The 23,760-nt window shown below is 27.7% G+C and carries 29 protein-coding genes and 2 pseudogenes; 21 read left to right on the forward strand and 10 right to left on the reverse strand.

Annotated features, from left to right (window positions below):
• Window positions 1-2: 2 nt before the first annotated feature.
• Window positions 3-1,220 carry a DUF2920 family protein gene (locus CORN_RS07000; protein ID WP_066006599.1) on the reverse strand — a complete coding sequence of 406 codons (1,218 nt, stop codon included), beginning with the start codon at window positions 1,218-1,220 and terminating at the stop codon, window positions 3-5.
• A 76-nt stretch (window positions 1,221-1,296) separates the two neighbouring features.
• On the opposite strand from CORN_RS07000, the gene CORN_RS07005 reads away from it, so the two are divergent.
• From CORN_RS07005 to pseH (CORN_RS07095), 19 genes are all read left to right on the forward strand, one after another.
• The gene (locus tag CORN_RS07005) at window positions 1,297-2,106 is read left to right on the forward strand and encodes an AAC(3) family N-acetyltransferase (RefSeq protein ID WP_066006598.1); all 810 of its coding nucleotides are present in this window, start codon (window positions 1,297-1,299) and stop codon (window positions 2,104-2,106) included.
• A 13-nt stretch (window positions 2,107-2,119) separates the two neighbouring features.
• Window positions 2,120-2,707, forward strand: coding sequence for a hypothetical protein (locus tag CORN_RS07010; RefSeq protein ID WP_066006597.1), 588 nt, complete (start codon window positions 2,120-2,122; stop codon window positions 2,705-2,707).
• A gap of 9 nt (window positions 2,708-2,716) precedes the next feature.
• The gene (locus CORN_RS07015) at window positions 2,717-3,646 is read left to right on the forward strand and encodes a ketoacyl-ACP synthase III (RefSeq protein ID WP_066006595.1); all 930 of its coding nucleotides are present in this window, start codon (window positions 2,717-2,719) and stop codon (window positions 3,644-3,646) included.
• Window positions 3,636-3,866 (forward strand): acyl carrier protein, encoded by a 231-nt coding sequence (locus CORN_RS07020; protein WP_066006593.1) that lies wholly within the window; start codon window positions 3,636-3,638, stop codon window positions 3,864-3,866. The genes CORN_RS07015 and CORN_RS07020 overlap by 11 nt, the downstream gene beginning before the upstream one ends.
• Before the next feature lie 13 nt (window positions 3,867-3,879).
• Window positions 3,880-4,620: a GNAT family N-acetyltransferase gene (locus tag CORN_RS07025; RefSeq protein ID WP_066006591.1), complete on the forward strand. Its 741-nt coding sequence runs from the start codon at window positions 3,880-3,882 to the stop codon at window positions 4,618-4,620.
• 25 nt (window positions 4,621-4,645) lie between these two features.
• Window positions 4,646-4,951, forward strand: coding sequence for a hypothetical protein (locus tag CORN_RS07030; protein ID WP_066006589.1), 306 nt, complete (start codon window positions 4,646-4,648; stop codon window positions 4,949-4,951).
• On the forward strand, window positions 4,930-5,682 hold the full coding sequence (locus tag CORN_RS07035; protein ID WP_066006588.1) for an AAC(3) family N-acetyltransferase: 753 nt from the start codon (window positions 4,930-4,932) through the stop codon (window positions 5,680-5,682). Before CORN_RS07030 ends, CORN_RS07035 begins: the two co-directional genes overlap by 22 nt.
• A gap of 4 nt (window positions 5,683-5,686) precedes the next feature.
• Entirely contained in the window at window positions 5,687-6,754 is a 1,068-nt protein-coding gene (locus CORN_RS07040; RefSeq protein ID WP_066006587.1) for a 3-oxoacyl-[acyl-carrier-protein] synthase III C-terminal domain-containing protein, read from the forward strand.
• 3 nt (window positions 6,755-6,757) lie between these two features.
• Window positions 6,758-6,991 carry a hypothetical protein gene (locus tag CORN_RS07045; protein ID WP_066006585.1) on the forward strand — a complete coding sequence of 78 codons (234 nt, stop codon included), beginning with the start codon at window positions 6,758-6,760 and terminating at the stop codon, window positions 6,989-6,991.
• A gap of 2 nt (window positions 6,992-6,993) precedes the next feature.
• The gene (locus CORN_RS07050) at window positions 6,994-7,758 is read left to right on the forward strand and encodes an SDR family NAD(P)-dependent oxidoreductase (protein WP_246260876.1); all 765 of its coding nucleotides are present in this window, start codon (window positions 6,994-6,996) and stop codon (window positions 7,756-7,758) included.
• A 41-nt stretch (window positions 7,759-7,799) separates the two neighbouring features.
• Window positions 7,800-8,501, forward strand: a complete 702-nt coding sequence (gene pseF, locus CORN_RS07055) for a pseudaminic acid cytidylyltransferase (protein WP_066006583.1) — start codon at window positions 7,800-7,802, stop codon at window positions 8,499-8,501.
• On the forward strand, window positions 8,492-9,178 hold the full coding sequence (locus CORN_RS07060) for a class I SAM-dependent methyltransferase (protein WP_245162263.1): 687 nt from the start codon (window positions 8,492-8,494) through the stop codon (window positions 9,176-9,178). The genes pseF and CORN_RS07060 overlap by 10 nt, the downstream gene beginning before the upstream one ends.
• Before the next feature lie 2 nt (window positions 9,179-9,180).
• Entirely contained in the window at window positions 9,181-9,855 is a 675-nt protein-coding gene (locus tag CORN_RS07065) for a class I SAM-dependent methyltransferase (protein WP_066006577.1), read from the forward strand.
• A gap of 65 nt (window positions 9,856-9,920) precedes the next feature.
• A complete protein-coding gene (locus CORN_RS07070) occupies window positions 9,921-10,640 on the forward strand; it encodes a WbqC family protein (RefSeq protein WP_167348853.1) in 720 nt (239 codons plus the stop codon).
• Entirely contained in the window at window positions 10,618-11,442 is an 825-nt protein-coding gene (pseG, locus tag CORN_RS07075) for a UDP-2,4-diacetamido-2,4,6-trideoxy-beta-L-altropyranose hydrolase (RefSeq protein WP_066006576.1), read from the forward strand. Before CORN_RS07070 ends, pseG begins: the two co-directional genes overlap by 23 nt.
• Complete coding sequence (pseH, locus tag CORN_RS07080) at window positions 11,439-11,936, forward strand: UDP-4-amino-4,6-dideoxy-N-acetyl-beta-L-altrosamine N-acetyltransferase (protein WP_172663999.1); 498 nt, start codon at window positions 11,439-11,441, stop codon at window positions 11,934-11,936. The genes pseG and pseH (CORN_RS07080) overlap by 4 nt, the downstream gene beginning before the upstream one ends.
• Complete coding sequence (locus tag CORN_RS07085; RefSeq protein WP_066006572.1) at window positions 11,933-12,619, forward strand: formyl transferase; 687 nt, start codon at window positions 11,933-11,935, stop codon at window positions 12,617-12,619. The genes pseH (CORN_RS07080) and CORN_RS07085 overlap by 4 nt, the downstream gene beginning before the upstream one ends.
• Window positions 12,609-13,280 carry a PIG-L deacetylase family protein gene (locus CORN_RS07090; protein WP_066006570.1) on the forward strand — a complete coding sequence of 224 codons (672 nt, stop codon included), beginning with the start codon at window positions 12,609-12,611 and terminating at the stop codon, window positions 13,278-13,280. Before CORN_RS07085 ends, CORN_RS07090 begins: the two co-directional genes overlap by 11 nt.
• Window positions 13,277-13,741: a UDP-4-amino-4,6-dideoxy-N-acetyl-beta-L-altrosamine N-acetyltransferase gene (gene pseH, locus CORN_RS07095; RefSeq protein ID WP_066006569.1), complete on the forward strand. Its 465-nt coding sequence runs from the start codon at window positions 13,277-13,279 to the stop codon at window positions 13,739-13,741. Before CORN_RS07090 ends, pseH (CORN_RS07095) begins: the two co-directional genes overlap by 4 nt.
• Here pseH (CORN_RS07095) and CORN_RS07100 read toward each other — a convergent pair.
• The 3 genes from CORN_RS07100 to pseA are packed head-to-tail and all read right to left on the reverse strand — an operon-like array spanning window position 13,709 to window position 16,192.
• Complete coding sequence (locus CORN_RS07100; RefSeq protein WP_066006568.1) at window positions 13,709-14,446, reverse strand: HisA/HisF-related TIM barrel protein; 738 nt, start codon at window positions 14,444-14,446, stop codon at window positions 13,709-13,711. The two genes, pseH (CORN_RS07095) and CORN_RS07100, sit on opposite strands and share 33 nt — an antisense overlap.
• 1 nt (window position 14,447) lies before the next feature.
• Window positions 14,448-15,059: an imidazole glycerol phosphate synthase subunit HisH gene (hisH, locus tag CORN_RS07105; protein ID WP_066006567.1), complete on the reverse strand. Its 612-nt coding sequence runs from the start codon at window positions 15,057-15,059 to the stop codon at window positions 14,448-14,450.
• Window positions 15,056-16,192, reverse strand: a complete 1,137-nt coding sequence (pseA, locus tag CORN_RS07110; protein WP_066006566.1) for a pseudaminic acid biosynthesis protein PseA — start codon at window positions 16,190-16,192, stop codon at window positions 15,056-15,058. Before pseA ends, hisH begins: the two co-directional genes overlap by 4 nt.
• 118 nt (window positions 16,193-16,310) lie before the next feature.
• Between pseA and CORN_RS07115 the strand changes: the two genes are divergently transcribed.
• Window positions 16,311-17,090: a sulfite exporter TauE/SafE family protein gene (locus CORN_RS07115; protein WP_066006564.1), complete on the forward strand. Its 780-nt coding sequence runs from the start codon at window positions 16,311-16,313 to the stop codon at window positions 17,088-17,090.
• Here CORN_RS07115 and flhB read toward each other — a convergent pair.
• The 6 genes and pseudogenes from flhB to CORN_RS07135 form a co-directional block, all read right to left on the reverse strand.
• Window positions 17,082-18,158 carry a flagellar biosynthesis protein FlhB gene (flhB, locus tag CORN_RS07120; RefSeq protein ID WP_066006562.1) on the reverse strand — a complete coding sequence of 359 codons (1,077 nt, stop codon included), beginning with the start codon at window positions 18,156-18,158 and terminating at the stop codon, window positions 17,082-17,084. The two genes, CORN_RS07115 and flhB, sit on opposite strands and share 9 nt — an antisense overlap.
• Before the next feature lie 88 nt (window positions 18,159-18,246).
• Window positions 18,247-19,485 carry a methyl-accepting chemotaxis protein gene (locus tag CORN_RS08685; RefSeq protein WP_425484000.1) on the reverse strand — a complete coding sequence of 413 codons (1,239 nt, stop codon included), beginning with the start codon at window positions 19,483-19,485 and terminating at the stop codon, window positions 18,247-18,249.
• A 57-nt stretch (window positions 19,486-19,542) separates the two neighbouring features.
• Window positions 19,543-20,229: pseudogene (locus tag CORN_RS08690) on the reverse strand (cache domain-containing protein); the annotation flags it as partial.
• 204 nt (window positions 20,230-20,433) lie between these two features.
• Window positions 20,434-21,483, reverse strand: a complete 1,050-nt coding sequence (locus CORN_RS08695) for a methyl-accepting chemotaxis protein (RefSeq protein ID WP_425484001.1) — start codon at window positions 21,481-21,483, stop codon at window positions 20,434-20,436.
• Window positions 21,484-21,648: 165 nt separating this feature from the next.
• A pseudogene (locus tag CORN_RS08700) lies at window positions 21,649-22,425 on the reverse strand (cache domain-containing protein); the annotation flags it as partial.
• 237 nt (window positions 22,426-22,662) lie between these two features.
• Entirely contained in the window at window positions 22,663-23,259 is a 597-nt protein-coding gene (locus CORN_RS07135; RefSeq protein WP_066008166.1) for a peroxiredoxin, read from the reverse strand.
• Window positions 23,260-23,444: 185 nt separating this feature from the next.
• Here CORN_RS07135 and CORN_RS07140 point away from each other — a divergent pair, with 185 nt between their 5' ends.
• The gene (locus tag CORN_RS07140) at window positions 23,445-23,729 is read left to right on the forward strand and encodes a ferredoxin, 4Fe-4S (RefSeq protein ID WP_039619165.1); all 285 of its coding nucleotides are present in this window, start codon (window positions 23,445-23,447) and stop codon (window positions 23,727-23,729) included.
• The last annotated feature ends 31 nt before the right edge of the window (window positions 23,730-23,760 follow it).

The following is a 23,760-nucleotide window of genomic DNA, read 5'->3' on the forward strand; positions in this document are numbered from 1 at the left end:
TATCAAAATTGTGTGATTTCTAATACAAATTTATCTTTTATATCTTTAAAAGTAAATATCTTATCTTTACAAGGATAAGATATACTATCTTCTTTCATATCAAATTTTTTACCCTGAAATTTTTCAAGCAATATAGGTAATTCTTTTTTAAATAAAGCTCTATTTGTCATTCTCAATCCATGCTCTAAACTCTTTATATACCTACCATCTATATCTGCTTCATCTTTAACAATATGCAAAGTAGCATCAAATCCAAGCTGATTATAAATTTCATATAGATTAGTTTTGTGTTCCACTGGAGCACCATCATCTTTAGCACTATGATAACTGACAAATATTGTATTTTTATTTTTCTCGCTTTGTAGTTTTAAATGCTTTGAATTTAAAAGAACTCTTATCATATAATTATCATCACTTAAATAATATAAAGAATTTTCATCTCTAGTCCAATATTTTTGCACAAAACAAGAAAGAATATAATGTTTTCCTTTTATAAAAAATTCAGCACAGCCTGTTTCTCTACCTAACAAATGTGGTAAATGTGGCAATGAAACTCCAGAATTATCAACAACCGCATCAACATACCAAGGAGCAATTTTAGCACACATTAACGCAAGGTGTCCTCCGTATGACCCCCCCCCATAAATTTTAGGTAAATTTTGAAACTGCGGAAATTTAATCATAATATCTTTTAACGCATTGATATGATCAATAGCAGCCATAATACCATAATTTTGATATTCATTATTAGGTAAAACAAAATCACATGAAAGATTTACTAAAAAATCTTTTTCTAATCTACCTTCATCTTTGATCACTTCAACCTTTTCATTAAGTTTTTCCAAACAAGCTTTAAAATTATCTTTTTCATGTTCTAAAATTTGCAGATTGCAAAGATTTGCAATCTCACAAAAACTCTCCCAATCTTTTTTATTTGGCTTAAAAATTGGATTATAATTTTCATCTATAGAAGGTCTTGCGCTAAAACAATGATAAAAAACATCCACCACTACAACATTAAAATTTTTAACAAGATACTCTCTATCAAAATCCAAAAATGAAATATTTGCATTATCTCCAAAACCCCCTATAATAAAAACAATAGCCTTCATTTCTTTGCTATCATCATAAGTAATTCTGTATTCAAGTTTACTTTCTCTTTTTATATTAAGTTCTACATCATCACAAGAATCTATAAAATAAGTTTGGTTTATAAGCATAAAATATCCTAAATTTTAAATTAATTAATATATAATTATATTTAAAAAAATAAATTCTAAAATTAAAGCAAGAATAATGTTAGATTATAAAATACAAGATTTAAAAAACATACTAACTCAAAATATCACTCCAGATAATGAAATAGTTTTTATAGCAGGAAATTTGGCTAATTTTGGGATTTTTGACTCTAGAAATAAAAAAGATTTACTTGATACTATCATAGAAAGCATAATGCAAGCTAGCAATCATCAAAGCACTATAATGACACAAACCATGAGTTTTCAAATTTGCAATACAAACACTCCTTTTCATCGTTATACGTGGGCAAATTTAGGTGCTTTTGGTAATTATTTGCTAAATCTTAATGGTAGCATAAGAAGTCTTCATCCTTTTGCATCTTATACAGCTTTTGGAAAAAATGCACAAATTTGTGAATGCCAAAATCCTTTTGCTTATGGCTTGCAAAGTCCTTATGATAATATGCTTAAATATGATAATATTTTAATGCTAAGTATGGGTATGAAACCAAATTTAACTTGCTCTATAGTCCATCATGCAGAATTTAATATGCATGTTCCTTATAGATATATCAAAGAATTTAATCACCCTATCAAAATAAATGATGAAATTATTTATAAGAAATTTTATCTTCATGTGTTATATAAAGAATATTGTGGGGGGGGGTATATAAGAAATTTAAATGTTAAGTTCTTTGATTATTTTTTACATAAATACAAAGGCAAAATCAAAAAATTTCCTTTAGGAAAAAATATAATTTATATTTATAATTATAAAGATTTTTATAATTCTTGTATAGAATATCTCCAACAAGATATTTATGCATGGATGAGTGAAGAGCCAAAAGTTAAACCATTTGCATTTTAAATTAAGGAAAATCATGGAAAAAGAATTAGAGTTTAACTTTAAAGGAAGTCGTGACTATATTCAAGGAACAGATATTTACAATACAATATTATTTTTATATAAAGATAATATTGTATCAAATTTTGAAATTTCTTTTCATAATATAGCACACAATAATCTAATTTTAAGTGATATTAAACCTAATGATTTAAAAGACTTAAGATTTGTTTGTAATTTTACAACAAAAAATTCTTCTTTATGTTATTTATATGGGTTAGATAATCCACTTTCTAAGCCGACACTTTCTAAGCCTTATCTAGAAGAAAATATTATTGAAAATACCATCATTGATTATACTCAAAAAAGCATTATTTTAAGCAATCCTAGTGATTTTACTTATATAGAAGAAATCGTTGCTTTAAATAAACACCTATTAACTAAAATATTCCCTGAAGTAAAAGGAAAATGGTATTTTTCAAAACTACAACTTCAAAATATCCCTCTAGATAAATCTTATCCTATCAAGATTATTTTTAAAAGTAATTTTAATTTTTTAATAGTAAAAAGTGAAATTTATACTAAAGATGATTTTGTTGGTTTTATTTATTTTAGTTTAAAATAAGGAACTTATATGTTAGGAATTTGTGAAATAGGAACTTATATCAGTCATAATAAAATTTCTAATTTTGATAAAAAAGAACAATTTGAAATTAACGATATTTTTATAAAAGAAAAAATAGGTTTTCAAAGCCTTAGTAAAAGTTTAGATGATGAAAAAACCTCAACAATGTGCTTAAAAGCTTTTGAAAAAATAAAAAACAAAATTGACTTAACCACTATAGATTGTTTAGTTTTGATTTCACAAAATCCAGATGTAAAAATCCCACATACCTCTGCAATTTTGCATAAAGAATTAAATCTTTCTTCAAATTGTGCTTGTTTTGACATAGGACTTGGATGCAGTGGATATGTATATGGACTTTCTATCATACTTTCTTTTATGCAAAACAATGGTTTAAGAAATGGCTTATTATTTACCTGTGATCCTTATCGTAAAATCATAGACAACAATGACAAAAATACTTCTTTATTATTTGGTGATGGTGCAAGCGTAAGTTATATAAGTAAAGATTATAAATACAAAGCAAAATCCTTCAAATTTGGAACAAATGGCAGTAAGTATGAAAATATATTTTGCGAAAAAGATACATTGTTTATGAATGGACGAGGTGTATTTGATTTTAGTGCCACTACCATACCAAAACATATACTTGATTTCTTAGAAGAAGAAAAAATAAGTATTGATAATATCGATCGTTTTATCTTGCATCAAGGCAGTAAATATATAATTGATACCATTAGACAACGATTGAAAATAGACAAGGAAAAAATACCTTTTAAAGCAAATTTATATGGTAACACCGTATCTTCTTCAATACCAATTTTACTAGAAGATGAATTTCAAAGCAAAGAATGTTATAATAATATACTAATTTCAGGATTTGGCACGGGACTTTCTTGGGCTAGTGCTATACTACAAAGGAAAAATAATGCAAATTAACACTCAAGATATTTTAGAAATATTAAAAGATGTTGGAGTTTTAGTCGATGTCAATACGCTAGAATTTGATAAACCTTTAAAAGATCAAGGAGTTGATTCTTTAGATATGGCAAATCTTTTTTTAAATTTACAAGAAAAATATAATATAGAAATTCCTATGGAAGATGCGGAAAAACTACAAAATATTGAAGAGTTATTGCAATATATAAAATCAAAATAATATTATCTAGACAATGATAGATTTATCCAACAAACAATATACTCCTAATGATTTTTTACTCCATAATTATTATGGAAGTCTTGATGTGTTTTATAATAATATATCGCAAAAAGATTCTCTAATTCAAAAAGATAAAAACAATTTTTTCTTTTATGATAATAAGCTTTTATTTTATTTTGTCAATGATATAAAAAAATACAACTTAAAACCATCTTTTGTAAAACTAATAGGCAATAACGAAAAATACTTTCTTAAACACGAAGAATTTTTAGCTCTAAATGATTTTAAACTCTATCAAACTTTCAAACAAATGACTCTTAAAAATGAAAATTTAAATTTTTTTAAATTTGAATTTATAAAAAAACCGGTTTTAGAAGACATTGAAGAGTGCTATAATTTCTTAAGTGATGTTTTTAAACATGAATTTAATCTTTTTTATAAAAAGCAAAATTTTCAAAGATATATCAATAATATCTTAATATATAAAGAAAATAATAAAATACGCGGTATTTTATTTTATTCATCTCATCTAAACTATGCGTATTTAGATTATATTGCTACTCAAAAAAATCTAAGATATAAATATATATCTTATGCCTTACTTAATCATTTTTTTATAGAAAACAAAGATAAAAAATTTTATAAATTATTTGTCAATATTGACAATTTCAAAGCAATAAATTTTTATAAGAGATCAAACTTCAATTTTACAAAATTAGAACTTAGGTTTTATAAAAATTATGATATAATTTAAAAAAGATTAATTTATAGGAAATTTTTTGGAAAAAATACAAGAATTTTTTAAAAACATAGATAGAGATGATATTGATAAAACTTCTAAAAATTTAGTCTCAAAAGGACTTATTGATAGTATTGATATAATTTCTTTGGTAAGAGAAATAGAATCTTATTACAAAAAACCATTAAAAGCAAATTTTATAAATGAAGAAAATTTCGAAGATTTTGAAAGTATTCAAAAAATGATAACTCAATCATATGAAATAAATTCTTCTAAAGATATGGGGGGGGGGATACAACTCCTCTCTTTAAATACAACAACACAATTTATTCAAATAAAGATTTAATCAATACACTAAAAAATCATAATATCAAAAAAGGCGATATTTTATATATCCATAGCGAAATATTTAATTTTGGAATTCCACTAATTGATTTAAATGCCTTACAATACAATATACTAAAATGTTTCTTTGATGTTATAGGTAAAGAAGGTACTTTAATAATGCCAACTTTTACCTATAGCTTTTGTGATAATGAGATATACGATAAAACAAAAACAAAGTCAAAAGTTGGGGTATTGAATGAATTTTTTAGAACTCAAGAAGGTGTAAAACGTACAAATGACCCTATATTTTCTTTTGCCATAAAAGGAGCTAAAGAGGAGTTATTTCTAAAAGATACCACAAGTTGCTTTGGAGAAAATTCAGTTTTTGATGTATTAACACAAGAAGGTGGGAAAATAATACTATTTGGTAGCCATAAACTAGGCATAACCTATATACATCATATAGAAGAAAAAGCGAGAGTATCTTATAGATTTTTTAAAAATTTTAAAGGCATACTTATCAACGAAGATGGCAAAAAAATCAATAAAAATATAAATTATTTTTGCAGATCATATGAAAAAATTTCAATTACCTCCTCAGACTTAATTATTGACTTTTTAAAACAAAATAACAATATACAAATTTCATCTTTTGCAAATGCACAAATTGCTGTTATTGATATACAAAAATTTTTCAACACAGCCTTAAAAGCTCTACAGCAAGATGAAGGTATTTTTTTAATAAGGTAATCCAATGCAAGCTATTTTTAAAAACGCAAAACTTTTAGCATCTGTTATGGTTGTTGGTGAAAATAAAATAAACATCGATGATGAACTTAATACAAGATATGAAGGAAATTTAAAAAAACTTAAGCGTATTAAATCTTTAGTAGGACTTCAATACAGACACGAAGTAGACGAAAAAACCACTATAAGTGATTTGGCAGAATATGGTGCAAAAATTCTATTTGAAGAATATGGACTTGATAAAAATACCATAGATGCTATTATAGTAGTAACTCAAACTCCAGATTTTTTCTTACCTGCAACGGCTTGTTATTTACACGGAAGACTTGATTTAAATCAAAATGCCTTAGCTTTTGATATCAACCAATCATGTGCTGGCTATGTGTATGGACTTTACGTTGCTTTTAGTATGATAGAAAATGGAGGTTGTAAAAATATACTACTAGTTAGTGGAGATACTAATAGTAAATTAAGCGATCCCAAAACCAGTAAAAACAAACCATTTATAGGGGGTGATGGAGTAAGTGTTAGTTTAATTACAAAAGATCCAAATAAAAATACTAGCTATTTTGAAATAGGTACAGATGGCAAAGGAGTAAAATACCTTTTTACTCCTTATGGTGCATTTAAAAATCCAACTCAAGAAGAATTTAGTGAAGCAAATTTAAATATAGCACCAAAACAAAGCTATATGAATGGACTTGAAATTTTCAATTTTGCTACCCAAAAAGAACCTTTAGCTTTTAATTCTTTATTAAAATATGCAAAATGTTCTAAAGATGAGCTTGATTTTGTATTTTTTCATCAAGCTAATAAAGATATAGTAGATTTTATAATTAAAAAACTAAATCTATTCAATGCTCCAAATGATACTATAAGTAAATATGGAAATTTAGATATGGCTTCAATTCCTGCAACGATTTGCGATCACTTAAACACTTATAAAAATCCCTTAAAAAAAGACTTAAAAGTGCTTTTAGGTGGTTTTGGTGCAGGACTTAGCTGGGCTAATGCGATCATTAATTTAGATAAAAATTTTTGGTGCAAACAAACTCAAATTTATAAAAAAGGATAAAAAATGACAAGAAAAGAATTTTTAAATAAGCTAGAAGATGCTTTACAGCTAGACTATGAATTAAGCGAAGATACGCTACTTGAAAATATAGAAGAATACGATAGTCTTGGTTTGTTATCTATAACTACTCTTTATAGTGTTCTCTTTGATATATATGTACAAGGAAAAACTTTATTAGAGTGTAAAAGCGTAGCAGATTTAATTGATTTAATTCCTATAGATAAATTAGAAGATTAATAATGATTTTTAAAGAAAATTTATTTAAAAATAAGACTTTTTTAGTCACAGGTGCAAGTAGTGGTATAGGTGCAGATGTTGCTTTAATGCTTAATGAATTAGGTGCTAAAATAATTGCTGTAGCAAGAGATGAAAAAAAACTTTTAGAACAACAAAAAAAGGTTAAAAACAAAGATAATTTTTTGATTATCTCAAAAGATTTAAGTCTTTATCAAGAACTTGACAAGTGGGCATTAAAATTATCAAAAGATATAAATGGCTTTGATGGTGCAATTCTTAGTGCTGGCATAAGCTTACCTTTAGGTTTAAATGCTTTTGATTATATAGGTGTTGGGATCAAAACTTTCAATATTAACTATTTTGCAAATATGCAAATTTTAAAAGGTTTAGTAGATAAAAGATCTAAAATAAAAGATGAAGCAAGTTTTGTTTTGATAAGCTCTGCTGCTAGCAAAAAACCTGGAAAAGGTATGAGTTTGTACGGAGCAAGCAAAGCAGCAATTGATACAAGCATAAAATCTTTGGCATTAGAATTTGCTCCAAAATATAGGATTAACTCTATATTACCAGGATATGTATCTACTCCTATGGTGCAAAATAATAGTCAAAGAAGTGGGAGAGATCTTAATGCGATACAACAATTTTACCCTTTAGGTATAGGCAAAGTTGAAAACATCTCTCCTTTAATCTGCTTTCTTTTAAGTAAAGGATCCTCTTGGATAACAGGTCAAAATTTCGTAATTGATGGGGGGGGGGAATCTCTATAACTTTTTGATATAATTTCACAAAATTATTTAAAAGAGTATTAATGAAAAATCTTTGTATTATCCCTGCACGTGGTGGTTCTAAACGTATTCCTAGAAAAAATATCATTGATTTTCTAGGAAAACCTTTGATTGCTTATAGTATAGAAAATGCTTTAAATTCAGATGTTTTTAATGATGTGATCATCTCAAGTGATGATGATGAAATCATCGAAGTAGCTCTAAAATACGGAGCCAAAGCTCCTTTTGTGCGTAAAAAAGAACTAAGTGATGATTATACAAGTTCCACTGCTGTAATCCAAGATGCTATTATTGCCTTAGAACAACAGGGTAAGCACTATGAAAATATATGTTGTTTATATGCAACAGCTCCACTCATAGATGAGTTTATCTTGCAAAAAGCTTTTGAGCAATTTAGTCAAGAAGAGTGTAAATTTTTATTTTCAGCTTGCGAGTTTGAATACCCCATACAAAGAGGTTTTTATCTCGATACGCAAAATAAAGTTTATATGTTTGATGAATCAAACTATAATAAACGCTCACAAGATCTAACTAAAGCTTATCATGATGGTGGAGCATTTTATTTTGGTAAAAAAGAAGCATGGTTGGAAGAAAATTTTATGTTTAAATCACATTCTAAAGTCTTTTTACTGCCTAGAAATAAACTTTGTGATATTGATACCTTTGAGGACTTAGAATTTGCTAAAATGCTCTATCAATTTCACAAAGGCAATAAATGTTCATAAACAAACTTAAAGGTTTTAAATATCCTGATATGGAGCTTGTTAGATGGTTTTTTAAAAACAAGCTTAATACTTTAAAAAACGCAAAAGTTTTAGAATTTGCTTCACATAATGGCAATAATCTTTCTTTATTTGCAAACTATGGTTATGAGTGTATCGGGGTAGAACTTAGCAAACAAAACCATGAAAATGCCATTTATAATTTTAAAGAAATTATGCATTATCAAAAAGCAAGTTTTTTTAATGAAAATATGCTTGATTTTGCTAAAAACCACCAAAATATAAATGCAGATGTGTTTTTAATACCTAATGTAATTAATTACATCACTAAAGATGAATTTAAAACCTTATTACAAAACGCAAAACAAAACAACCTATATCAAGTAAGTGGGGGGGGGTATGCTCACTTTTTCTTAAGAGCAAGAAGCACCAAAGATCATCGTTATGGACTTGGAAAAAGATTAGAAAATGGTAGCTTTATTTTAAACTACGATGAATTTAGTGGTGAAAAAGATTGTCTTTGCACCGCTTACCAAGAATATGAACTTGTTGAAATTTTAAAAGAGTATTTAAATTTATATGATTTTGAAGTTATAACAAGTGAAAATATCAATATAAAAAATAAAGTTTATATCAAAGATAGCGATATTATAATTTATGGAAAAATTACTAAGGAGTGAAAATGTATTTAAGGGATTTAAAAGGTTTAAAATTTCCTGATTTAGCAGTAATTAAATTCTTTTTTAAACAAGGATTACACCAAAAAAACAGCCAAAAAGTTTTGGAATTTGCTTGTTCTAATGGTAATAATCTTTCTTTATTTGCAAACTATGATTATGAGTGTATTGGAGTAGATTTAAATCCAAAAAATATTGACAATGCAAACTATAATTTCAAAGAAGTCATAAAATGTAAAAAATATGAATTTTTTCACGATAATATTTTAAACTTTCCTTTAAAAAATCCAAACATCAACGCAGATATTTTTATGATTCCTAATGTAGTAAATTATCTCTTACGAGAAGATTTTGTAAAATTATTAAAAATTTCTAAAGAAAATTCTATGTACAAGGAAAATGCTTTGTTTTTCCTAAGAACAAGAAGCATAAAAGATTATAGATACGGATACGGAGAAAAAATAGCTCACAATAGCTTTAAAATCATAGATGATGATACTACAGGAGAGCTTGGATGTATAAACACTCTATATCAAGAATATGAACTTGTTGAAATTTTAAAAGAATATTTGAATTTATATGATTTTAAAGTATTAACTTATGAAAACACCAATATTATGGGCGAAGATGAAAGATTAGTTAATGATAGTGATATTGTCATTTATGGAAAAATCAAATGAGTGCAATGATGAAAATTCAAAATAAAGCGGGGGGGGGTATATACATACCGCTCAAAGGATAACAGGTGCAAATAGCTATAATGCAACCTACTTTCAATCCTTGGATAGGCTATATATATATGATAAAAAGCGTTGATACTTTTGTTTTTTTAGATAATGTTCAATTTGAAAGAAGATCATGGCAAAATAGAAATAAAATTAAGCTACAAAATAAAACTTTTATGCTAGGATTAAATTTGCAAAAAACATCTCAAAAAACATTACTTCAAGATATTTTGTTTGAAAAAGATGATAAATGGAAAATAAAATTTCTAAAAACCGTTTATCATGCTTATTCTAAAAGTATTAATTTTGATAAATACTATCATATTTTAAAAAATGCTTTATACAAGCATACTCACTTAGTGCATTTTAATATAGAGCTAATCAAAATTTATTGTCAGAATTTAAATATCCAAACACCTATTTTACAAGCTTCCAGTCTAAATATAACAAATGAAAAAAAAGAAAAACTTTTATTTGAAATTTGCAAAATACTAAAAGCGGATAAATATCTTTCTCCAGAAGGATCAAAAAACTATCTTGAAAAAGAAAAAGCACAAGAAATGTTTAAAAATGCTAATATACAAATTAAGTATTTTGATTTTATCCATCCAAGATACACTCAATTAGGAACTAATTTTATTCCTTATTTGGGAATTTTAGATTTTTTATTTAACGAAAAAAATCCAGAAGAAAAATTCAAAGAAGTCATAAAAGAAAATGAAAGTCTTAATCAGAAGTGATAGTTCAAGTCAAATAGGACATGGACATATAAAAAGAGATTTAATATTAGCAAAACAATACGAGGATGTATCTTTTGCGTGTTTAGCTCTTAAAGGATCTTTAATAGATGAGATTCCTTATCCTGTTTATGAATTAACAAGTGCTAGCATATATGAACTCATCAATCTCATAAAAGAAGAAAATTTTGATCTTTTGATTATTGATCATTATGAAATCACAGCCAATGATGAAAAGCTCATAAAACTTGAAACAGGAATTAAAATTTTAAGTTTTGATGATGAGATTAAAGAACATTTTTGTGATATCTTGCTAAATGTTAACGCTTATGCCAAAGAAAGCGACTACGAAGGTTTGCTTCCAAAATACTGCGAATTAAGATGTGGTTTTTCTTATGCTCTAATACGCGATGAATTTTATCAGGAAAGTAAAATACAACGAGAAAAGATTTATGATTATTTCATTTGCATAGGTGGAAGTGATAATAAAAATCTTTCTTTTGACATAGCAAACAAACTTGATAAAAATAAAGCCATTATCATAGCAACAACAAAAGCAAATATTCATTTAAAATCGCTTCAAAAGCTAAGCCAAAAAAAATCTAACATCCAAGTTCATATAGATTATCCAAATTTGGCAAGATTGATGAATGAAAGCAAAAAACTCATTATCAGTGCAAGTTCTTTAGTTAATGAAGCTTTAATTTTAAAAGCCGATTTTAAAGCAATAGCTTATGCTAAAAACCAAGAAAAACTTGCAACATGGCTTGCTAAAAAAGGCTATGAAGTGGAAAGTTTTATATGATAGTTTTAAAAGATTTTATTCATTTAACCCAAGAAGAAATCGAGCTTGTTTTAAAATGGCGTAATGATGAAAATATTGCTAAATTTATGAAAACACAAAATATCAGTTTAAAAGAACATTTACATTTCTTAACTAAGTTAAAATCTGATAAAACTAAAAAATACTTTCTAGTCTATGATGATAAAAATACTATCGGTGTAATTGATTTTATCAACATTACTCAAACTTCATGTGAATTTGGACTTTATGGTATTAAAAAGGGTGTTGGGAAAATCTTAATGCAAGAAATTAAAAACTATGCTTTTAATGTTTTAAATATCCAAACCTTAAATGCCTGTGTTTTTAAAGAAAACACTAAAGCTTTAAATTTATATCTAAAATCTAATTTTAAAATTATAAAAGAAGATGATGAATTTTATTTTGTATCTTTATCATCTATGGGGGGGGTATATAGCCTAAATACACTTTATTACACACAAAGAGTTGCAGCATGAAAATCATTATAGTAACTCTTAAACAACATAATATTGATAATTTTTATAAACTAAAAAAGCGATATAAAACATATAATTTTTATCTCATAACAAAAAAAGAAAATCTTTCTTTAAAAAACATAGAAAAAATCAATCCAGATATTATATTTTTTCCACATTGGTCTTTTTACATACCAAAAGAAATTTATCAAAAATATAAATGTATTATTTTTCATCTAGGGAATTTACCATTTGGAAGAGGAGGATCTCCTTTACAAAATCTAATTATAAGAGGCATATATAAAAGCAAGATTTGTGCTTTAAAAGCTAGTGATGTGTTAGACGCAGGGGAAATATACCTAAAGCACAATATAAGTTTTAAAAAATCAAACGCACAAAAAATTTATGAAAAAATGTCAAATATTATATTTAACAAACTGATACCAAAACTTTTACACACAGCCATTAAACCTCAAAAACAAAAAGGAGAAATAATGGTTTTTAAAAGGAGAACAAAAGAACAAAGCAATCTTAATACCTTAAAAAACCCAAGCTTAATAAAAATATATGATTTTATAAGAATGCTTGATGCTATTGACTACCCAAAAGCATTTTTGGAATTTGAAAATATAACAATGATTTTTCAAAACGCAAAAAAACACAACAATCAAATCAAAGCAGAGGTAATATTTTATGAAAAATAACAAAATTTTAATTATAGTAGCTCATCCAGATGATGAAGTTTTAGGTTGTTTTGGAACCATAGCAAAATACATTCAACAAGGATATGAAGCTTATACTTTAATACTTGGAGAAGGAAAAGCAAGTAGAAAAACAAATAACTATAAAAACGAACAAGACATTTTAGAGCAAGAACTACAAAATGCTAACAATTTCCTAGGTATTAAAAAAATTTTTAGGAAATTTTTCCCTGATAATTCATTTGATAAAATTCCATTATTAGAAATAGTTAAAAGCATTGAGGAAGTAAAAGATGAAATCAAGCCTAGTATAATTTTTACTCACTATGAAAAAGATCTTAATGTAGATCATCAAATTACGTACAAGGCAACAATTACTGCTACAAGGTCTTTACAAGAAGAAAGTGTCAAAGAAATTTATAGCTTTGAAATTCTTTCAAGCACAGAGTGGAATTATCCATTAAGTTTCCAACCTGATGTGTTTTTCGATATTAGTTCAACACTCTATTTAAAATTACAAGCTATGTCTTTTTACAAATCCGAATTAAGAAAATACCCTCATCCTAGGAGTTTAAAAGGGATAAAAATAAATGCACAATACCAAGGAATGCGAGTTGGTCTTAGATATGCTGAAGTATTTAAAAGCATAAAAGTAATAAAATGATTATTTATAAAAATTTTATCAATCTTACAAAAGAAGAAAAGAAGGAAATTTTTTATATAAGAAATTCTTCATATGTTTCAAAATTTATGAAAACAAAAAACATAACTTATAAAAATCACTTAATTTTTTTTAAAAAATTACAACAAGCGAGCAATACACAATATTTTTTACTAACTCAAAACAAAGAAAAACTAGGGGTTATATATTTTATCAACATTACTCAAACTTCATGTGAATTTGGACTTTATGGTATTAAAAAGGGTGTTGGGAAAATCTTAATGCAAGAAATTAAAAACTATGCTTTTAATGTTTTAAATATCCAAACCTTAAATGCCTGTGTTTTTAAAGAAAACACTAAAGCTTTAAATTTATATCTAAAATCTAATTTTAAAATTATAAAAGAAGATGATGAATTTTATTTTGTAATTTTAAACAATCCTTACTGGGATGTTGTTTTTTAAAAGCTCATTTTTAATATCATTTGGAGTGTATTGACTAAAATGAAATATAAAAGCTCCAGCAAGTGCATTTGCTCCAAGATTAATGGCTTTTACTCCATCTTGAGGTTTAGAAAGCCCCCCATTAATAATTAGTGGAACTTTTAATTTATTTTGAAAATATTCTAACAATTCCCAATCATACCCTAAAGATTTCCCTTCTTTATCAACACTTGTTAAAAGTATCTCCCCAGCTCCTAAAGATTCGTATTTTAATGCAAGTTCTAACGGATCAATATCTAAAATTTCATTATTAAAAACTTTAAATTGATTTTTATCTTTTTTTACATCAATCGAGCATACCACACAAGAACTTCCAAAAGTGTTAGCGGCTTCTTTTATAAAATTTGGATTTTGTAATGCTATAGAATTAATACTGATTTTATCCGCACCTATATCTAGCACTTTTCTAATATCTTCTAAAGTTCTAATCCCACCTCCAATAGTCAAAGGCATAAAACATTCATTTGCTATATCTTCCAAACTTTCAAAATCTATAAAACCATTTTTATTAATATCTAAAACTATAAGCTCATCTACATTTCTAGCATTATAGATTCTAGCTGTACTTACCATATGTCCTATAGTTCTAAAGGAAGTAAAATTTATGCTTTTTACAAGCTGATAATCTTTTAATAACACACAAGGTATAATTCTAGTTTTAAGCACACTAAACCTTTAAATTTGCAAAATTTTCTAAAAGTCTTAAACCAAAATTTTGACTTTTTTCAGGATGAAATTGCACCGCAAAAATATTATCTTTTTCAAAACTTGCACAAAATGGCTTTTCATATTCACAAAAAGAAGTTTCTATGTCTTCTAAACATTCTACATAATAAGAATGCACAAAATAAAAATCACTTTTTTCTAAAATTCCATCATAAATCTTGCTTTTTTTACTGCTAAATTGCAAATCATCCCAACCACTATGCAACAACTTTTCTCTACTTAAATCAAATTTTAAAACCCTTGCTTTGACAAAATCAAGCCCTTCACACTCTCCACCCTCATATCCTTTGCTAGCAAAAAGCTGCATACCTAGACAAATTCCCAAAATGGGCTTTTTATCTTTTAAAACGCATTCTTTTAAAAGCTCATCTAAAGAAAGTTTTTTTAAATTTTCCATACCCTGCTTAAAAGATCCAACACCTGGTAAAATCAATTTAGAAGCATTTTTTATATCCTCTTTCTTAGAGCTTATAATCACTTCTTGATTAATTTTTTCAAAAGCCTTTAAAACAGATTTAAAATTCCCAAGATGATAATCAACAATACAAATCATTTCAAAACAAACTCATCTTTTTTTATCAAAGACCCATCACTATCTCTTAAAAATTTGCCATTTTCATCACGTTTGAAAATTTTTTTATTTGTGTAAGAATCCACTATCTTTTCAAATTCTTTTTCACTAAAACCGCTAAATTCTAAATACTTCTTAATAGCTTTTTTAGGTGGCTTTCCATCGTATTTATTTACTAGTCTCACACCCTCTTCACGGCTAATATAACCAAGTCTTATATCCAAACATGCATTGTCTGTAGCTCTTCCAAAGCCATATTTACAGTATTTTAAGTAATCATGCACATGATTTGAATAGCAATCTAGATTTTCAAAATTCTCATAAGTAGTTTCAATTGGTCTTGTGTTAGTTTTAAAACCATTCTCTTGAGCTAATTTTAAATTATACTTATAGTCCCATTTAAAATAATATCCTAAAAATAACCCTGTAACTCCTACTCTTTGAAGCTCCTCATCACTTGGGTAAGTATAAAAATACAGATCCTTTTCACTAATGCCATCAACATCAATCATATCAGAAATTCTATTACCTAAAAGTCCTCCAAATTCTTCAAGCCATTCTCTACCTAGTGTATTTTTTTCTTTAGAACTAGCTGGTCCCCCATACTCAATCTGCGAATTTTCTCCCCAAATAATCAAAGGTATATCAAAAGCAACAGCTATTTTTGGAACACAAGTAAAAATTCCTAAATGGTTTTGCCATTCATTATCCCCTGTTCTTATCAATGCCTCACGGGATAATTTTTTATATATCAAAGGATTTCTTTTGATATGAATTAAATCTACACCAAGATTATTTAAATTACGGAGATTTTTCTTACCTAATTTAGTAGGAATACTAGGTTCAAAACAAACACACAAAGGATTAAGTCCAAATTCAAGGCATTTTAAAACTTGATAAGTAGAATCTTTACCACCACTTACCCCTAACACACAATCATACACAGGATGTTTTTTATATTTTTTTATAAGCTCTAGAAATTCTTTTTCACGCTCTTGCCAGTTTATCTCATGATTTTTAGCTTCTTGCGAGCGACATGCATCACAAATTCCCTCATCATCAAAATGCAAATCAGGCTTAGTATTTGGCATCACACATTTTTTACAAAAAAACACTCACCCCCCCCCTTTTTTTTTTTATTCCTTATTATTTTTCAAATCGACTATAATTATATTTTCTAAAGCTAAATAAATTTATTATGTTGTAATGATTTTTTATAAATGAAGGTTTATTATGGATTTAACTTTACTTCCTTACTTGATTATAGGAATTTTTTCGGGTATAGCCTCTGGTGTTTTTGGCATAGGAGGTGGGATGATTATAGTGCCTTTTATGCTTACTTTAGGGCTTAGCTCTCACCATGCTGTCGCAATTTCAGTAGTACAAATGATCTTTGCTTCTGTTTTTGGCTCTTATCTAAACTACAAAAATAAAAATTTAATTTTAAAAGATGGTCTTATCATAGGTTTTGGTGGTTTTTTGGGAGCAATGTTTAGTGGAGTTTTACTTTCATATTTTTCAGATATAACCTTAACAAGTATTTTTTTATGTGTAAGTGTTATTTTCTTTTTAAAATTTGCTTTTAACCAAAAAAGTACTATTGGAAATATCAATCATTCTAAAACCTTAAGAAATTCCATTTTACTAATTTGTGGTATATTCACAGGAATTTTTGCTATATCTTTAGGTATTGGAGGTGGGCTTTTAATTACGCCTATTTTGGCTTATTTTTTAGGTTATGATACTAAAAAAGTAGTACCACTTAGCTTATTTTTTGTGATATTTGCTTCAATTTCTGGAGTAAGTTCTTTTATTTATAATGACATTATTGATAAAGAAGTATTGCTAAATGGGAGTTTAGTAGGACTTAGCTCTATGTTAGGGGTTTATCTTGGTATAAAAATAATGGGAAAACTTAATCTCAAATCTCACCGCATAGCTCTTTTAGCTATTTATACCCTTTCTATAAGCATGACTATTGTAAGCTTAATTAAAAAGCTTGATTTATTTTAATCTATCAGCAAATTTTTGTCTATTGGAAGTGTAGACAAAGCTTAAAACTTCCGCCACTGCTTTAAAAAGCTCTGGTGGAATAAGATCGTTTACCTCACAAGATTTGTAAAGCTCCCTTGCTAAAGGTGGATTTTCATAAATCATAACATTATACTCATATGCCATATCTTTAATGCGCAAAGCTAAAAAATCTACCCCTTTTGCCAAAACCTTAGGTGCAGCTTCCTTAGAACTATCATAACGCAAAGCAACCGCATAGTGAGTAGGATTGGTGATTACTACATCAGCACTAGCAACATCTTGCACCATTCTACGCCTTGCTGCTTCCATTTGCAAGCGACGAATTCTTCCTTTTACCAAAGGATCTCCTTCGCTTTGTTTGTATTCATCTTTAATTTCTTGTTTGCTCATACGTAAATTTTTAAAATATTGATATCTTACTAAAAGCACATCTAAAAGACCTATAATCAAAAAAGCTATAATTACAATAGCCGCAAGAATAATAGCTTTATCTCTAAGCCATAAAAGCTGTGGGTAAATTGTGTAAAGTTCTACTCTAGGAAGTTCTTGCATAAACTGAAGTAAAAAAACAAAAGCTATGCCAAAAACCACCCCAACTTTAAGTGTGATTTTTAAAGCTTCAATAATTTTTTTAAGCGAAAAAAGATTCTTAAGACCACTAAGAGGATTTATCTTATTAAAATTTGGAGTAATTGGTTTAGTAGTAAAGATAAATCCAAATTGCATCAAATTTCCAAGTACGCCTGCTATCATAATAACCAAAGTAATAGGTAAAACCATAATAAACATTTCTATCATAGTTTTAATAATAATTTTTTGTAAAATTTTCAAATCAAGTTCAATACCTATGAAACTTTGGTAAAATCTATACAAACCACTAATTCTCTCACCTATAAAGGGCAACATAAATAACACCACAAGAACAGCTACCGCAAGAACAGCTACCGCAGATGCATCTTGACTTTTTGGGACATTACCTTCTTTACGTGCATCTTCTATTTTCTTGGATGTGGGTTCTTCTGTTTTTTCTTGATCATCAGCAGCCATAAAAAACCTTTAAAAATTCTAAAGCAAGATTATAGCATGTAAATCCAAGTATCAACAAATTTAAATACTTGGATTTTTGTATTTATCCCTAAAACTTCTTCTTCCTAGCATCTTCTAAGATATCATTAGCTATTTTATTTACATTATCAGATATTACTGCACTATCATTAGCTATTTTTAAGTTCTCTTGGGTTACATGATCAATTTGAGCTACAGCATCATTTATTTGAGTAATACCTGTAGTTTGTTCTTTGATACTTTCACCCATTTCATTAATAGATTGAACTAAGATATTAGTATTAGCTTCAATCTCACCTAAAGACTTTTGAGTTCTTTCTGCTAGATTTCTAACTTCATCAGCAACAACAGCAAAGCCACGTCCATGTTCACCTGCACGTGCTGCTTCAATAGCAGCATTTAATGCAAGCAAGTTAATTTGATCAGCAATATCTCCTATAATAGAAGTAACATTTTTAATCTCTTCACTTTGAGCAATTACTTCACTAGTTTTATGAGATACATTTTGCATAGAAGAAGTAATCTCTTCTAATGCTGCTGCTGTTTCTTCTAAAGAAGAAGCTTGAGAAGATGATGAATCTGTTAAGTTTTTAACAGCACTTTGTAATTTTCCACTTTCAGTAGCAAGTAAAGAAGCAAATTCAGATGATTGTCTTAACATAGCTACTATTTCTTTACCTAATACATTAGTAGTTACTTCAACTCCACCTTTAGCATTTTTAACTTCAGTAGTAAAGTCCAATGCTTTATAGCTATCAAATACTCTATTGATTTCACTCATATTAGAACCTACTTTTTGTTCTAATACATTAAGCATTTCATTTAATACATTTTTTAATTCTATTAATTGAGGATTAGCAGGAATTGCAGTAATTCTTGCTGTTAGATTACCACTTTCTATTTCTTTAGCTGTTTCAACTGATTGTTCTACTGCTTTAGCATCTTGTTCTAAAGCATTTTTAGTTTTAGTGATGTTTTCATTGATGGCTTTAGCCATAGCACCAAGCTCATCATTGCTTTTAACATCTATCATAGCAGAATCTTTTGTTTTATGATTGATAAAGTCAAAGAAAGAGTTAAGACCTGTTTGGATTTTTTTGAGTGGAGATAAGTTATAATTAATCATAAATCTTATAATTACAAGAGCTATTATTAAACTTATGACTCCTATAATGATTTGTTTTATTAAAGCTTTATTTACGGGATCTTTGTAAATTTTTTCATCTGCTATTACACAAACATTATATCCTGTTGAGGATTCTTGACAAATTACTGCTTTGCGGGGAGCGCTTCCATCTTCAATAATCATAGGTTTACTAGAAAGTTGCCCTGCTCTACCTTCTGGGGTAGAAAGATAGGCTTTTACAATATTTTGAGTCAAATTGTCTTTTGTTAGCAATGCTTTTGAAGATTCATGAAATAATATAGTACCGTCATCATCTAAAACTATAGTATATCCACTTTGAGATTTTCCCATAGATAACACATTATCTGAAAAAGTATTTAAATCATAATTTCCACCAACTGCACCTATAAATTTACCCTCTACAACAATAGGATATGAAAAAGCCAAAGAAGGAGCTTTCAAGCTTGGAGCCATATAAGGCTTTGAAATAACAACTTTATCTTCCCCAGAAGCAACGCTTGTATACCAAGTTCTAGTTCTTGGATCATAACCATCGGAAGGCATTTGATGATTCCCATTAGATCTAATCATTGCACCGTTTTTATCAAGTCCTACATATAAAACATCAAAACGACTAGCTTCCTTTGCAACTTTAACCATAGCGTAGATTTCTTCAACACTAGCATTAGAATTTTTTTGTATTTCAAGTGCAACCGCTCTTACAGCATCACTTCTTGAGGTAGTATAATCATCAAAGCTTTTTAAAACATCTTGCATAGTTTTTACTTGTATATCATTAATAAGTTTAGTTACATCTTGTTTTACCTCAATATAATTAAAAATATTAGCTATAAATAAAATAGCCACAATTGCTAAAAAAACAAAAAAAGTTAATTTACTTGTTAAAGTCTTTGTAATTTTTCTCATAAATTATCCTTGTTTATAGTTTGTAAATTTTAAGAGAAGAATTATCTTATACTATTTTTAATAAAAAATTATTTTATTTAAACATAAAAAAAATACTATTTAATAAAAAATTATATAAAAAGTTAAAAAAGAATAAAGTGAGTAAATATTATCTTAAATTTTCATCATTTTATTAGCAAGCTTTCAAGCTTGCTAATTGTTTATTTAAAACTTCTTCTTCCTAGCATCTTCTAAGATATCATTAGCTATTTTATTTACATTATCAGATATTACTGCACTATCATTAGCTATTTTTAAGTTCTCTTGGGTTACATGATCAATTTGAGCTACAGCATCATTTATTTGAGTAATACCTGTAGTTTGTTCTTTGATACTTTCACCCATTTCATTAATAGATTGAACTAAGATATTAGTATTAGCTTCAATCTCACCTAAAGACTTTTGAGTTCTTTCTGCTAGATTTCTAACTTCATCAGCAACAACAGCAAAGCCACGTCCATGTTCACCTGCACGTGCTGCTTCAATAGCAGCATTTAATGCAAGCAAGTTAATTTGATCAGCAATATCTCCTATAATAGAAGTAACATTTTTAATCTCTTCACTTTGAGCAATTACTTCACTAGTTTTATGAGATACATTTTGCATAGAAGAAGTAATCTCTTCTAATGCTGCTGCTGTTTCTTCTAAAGAAGAAGCTTGAGAAGATGATGAATCTGTTAAGTTCTTAACAGCACTTTGTAATTTTCCACTTTCAGTAGCAAGTAAAGAAGCAAATTCAGATGATTGTCTTAACATTGCTACTATTTCTTTACCTAATACATTAGTAGTTACTTCAACTCCACCTTTAGCATTTTTAACTTCAGTAGTAAAGTCCAATGCTTTATAGCTATCAAATACTCTATTGATTTCACTCATATTAGAACCTACTTTTTGTTCTAATACATTAAGCATTTCATTTAATACATTTTTTAATTCTATTAATTGAGGATTAGCAGGAATTGCAGTAATTCTTGCTGTTAGATTACCACTTTCTATTTCTTTAGCTGTATCTACTGATTGTTCTACTGCTTTAGCATCTTGTTCTAAAGCATTTTTAGTTTTAGTGATGTTTTCATTGATGGCTTTAGCCATAGCACCAAGCTCATCATTGCTTTTAACATCTATCATAGCAGAATCTTTTGTTTTATGATTGATAAAGTCAAAGAAAGAGTTAAGACCTGTTGTAATAACTGCTATAGGTTTTAAATTTTTCATAATAGTAAATCTTACTAATACTAATGCTATAACTATAGCTATTAAAGCAATAATAATTTGTTGGAATAAAACCTTATTAACTGCATCAGTATATACAGATTCATCTGTAATAGAACAAACAATATATTTATCGTTTAGACTTTGGTTACAAGTTACAACTTGGGTTTTACCTTGATCATTTTTTAAATATTCTATGGTATCTGTATGATTTGGATCAATAAACTCTGGATTTGCTTTTACAGCATTAGCAATATTTACACTAAGTGTATTTTTTGTAAGCATTCTTTCTTTATCTTCATGGAAAATTATATTACCATCATTTTTATCATACACTGCAGCATAAGAACTATTTGAATGACCTATAGCTAAAACATCTTTAGCAAATTTTTCAAGATTATAATCTCCACCCACTACAGCTATTAATTTACCATTGTTATAAATTGGAGCTGTATAGGTAATACCCATTTGACCACTTGAAACCGATTTGTAAGGATCTGTTACTATTAATTTTCCTGCTGCTTTTGCTTCTTTATACCAACCTCTATTTTTAGTATCATATCCTTTTGATAAATCTAATATCTCATTATCTGATTGATAATTTTTACCACTATCTTCAAAGCCCACATATACAAGCTCAAAATCTGAAGTTTTTTCTGCAAGTTTAAGCGTGTTTATAATTTCTTGCTCTGACATGTTTGAAATATAATTTGAAAAATGTTCTGCTAAAGTTTCAATAGCCAATCTTCTTGACTTTCCATAAGAATTATACATTGCATCAACATCCATCATAGTTTTTACTTGTATTTCTGTTAAATAATTAAAAGTGCTATTTTTAGAATTTAAATAACTCACCACATTAATTACAATTACAATAAAAACTATACTTATACACATAACCCAAGTAAGTTTTGAAGATAAACTCCTAGAAACTGAAAAACCCATTCATAACTCCTAATATAATGTAATAAAAATGGAGTAATTATAATCTTGCAAACACAACAAAAACAAAAAAAAAAAAAAAACGAATTATAATAAAAGGTAAATAATTAAGAGTGTGATATCCAAATCACAATATTTCTCAAAATATTGTAAAAATGAGTATTGTTAATGCGGTTAAAAATATTTTGTAATTTATAAGATAAAAATAGCTGAAAGTCAAAATAACCTTCAGCTTAAAAATTATAATTTGTTTTCATTTTTACTTAAATAATCAGCAACACCTTTAGGATCAGCTTTCATACCCTCATCACCTTTATTCCAACCAGCTGGACAAACCTCACCATGCTCGTTAGTAAATAGCATAGTATCGACCATTCTAATCATTTCATCAATGTTTCTTCCAAGTGGCAAATCATTAACTACTGCATGGCGAATTGTTCCATCAGCATCAAGCAAGAAAGAACCTCTTAAAGCAACTGCTTCTTCAAATAAAACATCAAAATTTCTAGCAATTTGTTTTGTTAAATCAGCTACTAAAGGAAATTTAACTTGGCCTATACCACCTTGATTTACAGGCATATTTTTCCATGCAAAGTGAGAAAATTCATTGTCACAAGATATGCCGATTACTTCAACACCTCTATCTTTAAAATCTTGATATCTTTTATCAAAAGCAATGATTTCAGACGGGCAAACAAATGTAAAATCTTTTGGATAGAAAAATACTACAGCACCTTTTGGTCCTATATTTTTATAAAGATTAAAATCTCCAACTATTTCATTATTACCTAATACAGCAGGTGCTGTAAAATCAATAGCTTTTTTAGTTACTACCATAATTATCTCCTAATTAATAAATTTTATTTGTAACAAAATAATATCATTTGTAAATTTAAAAATTTATTAATTGTGTAAAATTACCCATAATTTAATTTTATTATCAAAATTAAAAGATTTTAAGAATAAAATTAAGACAATTTTGATAATCTTATATTCAATATTTAATATTTAAGGAGTAAAAAATGGCAGTTAAAATTACTGATATTTGTATAGCATGTGGTTCTTGTATAGATGAATGCCCAGTAAGCGCAATCGTAGATGATGCAAACAATCCTGAGGGCGAAGATAGATATTATGTTTATGCTGATAAATGTGTTGAATGTGTAGGACACAATGACCAACCAGCCTGTGCAAGTGCTTGCCCAACTGATGGCTGTATTGTATGGAGTGATGTAGTTAGTGGACAACCAAGCCGTGATAACATCGGAAGTGACTTAAGAGACGGTTCAACTCCGGTATTTGCTTAACAAATTTAATGTAAGTATCTTGTTTTCAAGC

The sequence above is a fragment of the Campylobacter ornithocola genome, assembly GCF_013201605.1.
GTDB lineage: Bacteria > Campylobacterota > Campylobacteria > Campylobacterales > Campylobacteraceae > Campylobacter_D > Campylobacter_D ornithocola.